The 2,105-nt window shown below is 70.1% G+C and carries 2 protein-coding genes; one reads left to right on the top strand and one right to left on the bottom strand.

The genetic code is table 11. The features are described 5' to 3' along the window. Positions 1 to 1,138: flavin monoamine oxidase family protein (locus tag AOK23_RS38790; RefSeq protein ID WP_055717163.1), on the top strand; the 1,138-nt coding region annotated here is incomplete at its 5' end. Positions 1,139 to 1,150: 12 nt separating this feature from the next. Here the strand turns inward: AOK23_RS38790 and AOK23_RS38795 are convergent. Continuing rightward, positions 1,151 to 1,834, bottom strand: a complete 684-nt coding sequence (locus tag AOK23_RS38795; protein ID WP_055717164.1) for a DUF5995 family protein — start codon at positions 1,832 to 1,834, stop codon at positions 1,151 to 1,153. Positions 1,835 to 2,105: the final 271 nt, after the last annotated feature.

The following is a 2,105-nucleotide window of genomic DNA, read 5'->3' on the forward strand; positions in this document are numbered from 1 at the left end:
GCGGGACGTCCCGCGCATCCGCGAGATCTGGGCGCGGCTCGTGGAGAAGCTCGACAACCAGACCTTCTACGGCTTCCTCTGCGACTCCGAGGCCTTCAAGTCCTTCCGGCACCGCGAGATCTTCGGCCAGGTCGGCTTCGGCACCGGCGGCTGGGACACCGACTTCCCGAACTCCATCCTGGAGATCCTCCGCGTCGTCTACACCGAGGCCGACGACCACCACCGCGGCATCGTCGGCGGCAGCCAGCAGCTCCCGCTGCGGCTCTGGGAGCGCGAGCCCGAGAAGATCGTGCACTGGGCGTACGGCACCTCCCTCGCCACACTGCACGAGAACGGCGAGCCCCGCCCCGCCGTGACCCGGCTGCACCGCACCGCCGGCAACCGGATCACCGTGACCGACGCGCACGGCGAGATCCGCACCTACCAGGCGGCCGTCTTCACCGCCCAGTCCTGGATGCTCCTGTCGAAGATCGACTGCGACGACTCGCTCTTCCCGATCGACCACTGGACGGCGATCGAGCGGACCCACTACATGGAGTCCAGCAAGCTGTTCGTGCCCGTGGACCGGCCGTTCTGGCTGGACAAGGACGAAGAAACGGGGCGTGACGTCATGTCGATGACGCTCACCGACCGGATGACGCGCGGGACGTACCTCCTCGACGACGGCCCGGACAGGCCCGCCGTCATCTGCCTCTCCTACACCTGGTGCGACGACAGCCTGAAGTGGCTGCCGCTGTCCGCGAACGAGCGGATGGAGGTCATGCTGAAGTCGCTCGGCGAGATCTACCCGAAGGTCGACATCCGCAAGCACATCATCGGCAGCCCGGTCACCGTCTCCTGGGAGAACGAGCCCTACTTCATGGGCGCGTTCAAGGCCAACCTGCCCGGCCACTACCGCTACCAGCGGCGTCTGTTCACCCACTTCATGCAGGACCGGCTGCCCGAGGACAAGCGGGGCATCTTCCTCGCCGGCGACGACATCTCCTGGACGGCCGGCTGGGCCGAGGGCGCGATCCAGACCGCGCTCAACGCCGTCTGGGGCGTCATGCACCACCTCGGCGGCACCACCGACGCGACCAACCCCGGCCCCGGCGACGTGTACGACGAGATCGCGCCCGTGGAACTCCCGGAGGACTGAGCCGGCCGCCGCTCAGTCCGGCAGCGGCGTCAGGAGCATCCGCCCCGCGCACCCCACCGCCGCGTCCAGGCGGTGGGCCAACTCCCCGGCGAGATCGGGGAGTCCGCGCAGCGCCCACAGTGCCCTGGCCGCCGCCCAGGTGGCCTCGCGGGCCCGCTCCAGGCTCCACGACCCGAGCAGATGTGTGAGCGGATCGGCGACCTGGAGGAGATCGGGGCCCGGCATCAGCTCCTCGCGGACCCGCTCCTCCAGCGAGACGAGGAGATCGCCCACGTGCTCGAACTCGTCCTCCAGATCGACGGGTTCACAGCCGAGCGTACGACAGGCGTCCACGACGGCGAGCGCGAGATCGTGCCCGATGTGCGCGTTGATGCCCGAGAGCGCGAACTGCAGCGGACGTACGCCGGGATGGCGCCGGAGCTGCAGCAGCGGCCGCCAGCAGGCGGGCGCGGGGCCGCCCTCCGCCACCCGCAGGTACCGCTCCGCGAAGCGCACGTCGAGGGCGATCGCGGCCCGTGGATCCGCGAAGCGACCGGCGTCGACGCGTCGGCCCACGGCCTCCGTGACGGTGAGGTAGACACGGTTGAAGACCGCGATCCCGTCCCGCTCGGGCAGGGCGGCGTCGAGGGCCCGCATACGGGCGACGACGGCGTCCACCGAGTCCACGGAATTGGTGAAATGTTCCAACTGCGCCATAAGGGGCAGGGTCCCAGGCCTAGGCTGACACCGACGCCGCCGTGCCCGCACATCCCCGGATCGGGGGAACGCGGGCAGGGCGGCGTCGAGGGCCCGCATACGGGCGACGACGGCGTCCACCGAGTCCACGGAATTGGTGAAATGTTCCAACTGCGCCATAAGGGGCAGGGTCCCAGGCCTAGGCTGACACCGACGCCGCCGTGCCCGGCACATCCCCGGATCGGGGGAACGCGGGCTCGGCGGCGCGTACCGGGAAGCCGGTGAGTCTCGG

It is taken from the genome of Streptomyces torulosus, assembly GCF_001419765.1.
Lineage (GTDB): Bacteria > Actinomycetota > Actinomycetes > Streptomycetales > Streptomycetaceae > Streptomyces > Streptomyces torulosus.

Coding starts and splice junctions, on each gene's coding strand:
- AOK23_RS38795 (WP_055717164.1), bottom strand. CDS start 1,834: ATGGCGCAGTTGGAACATTTCACCAATTCCGTGGACTCGGTGGACGCC.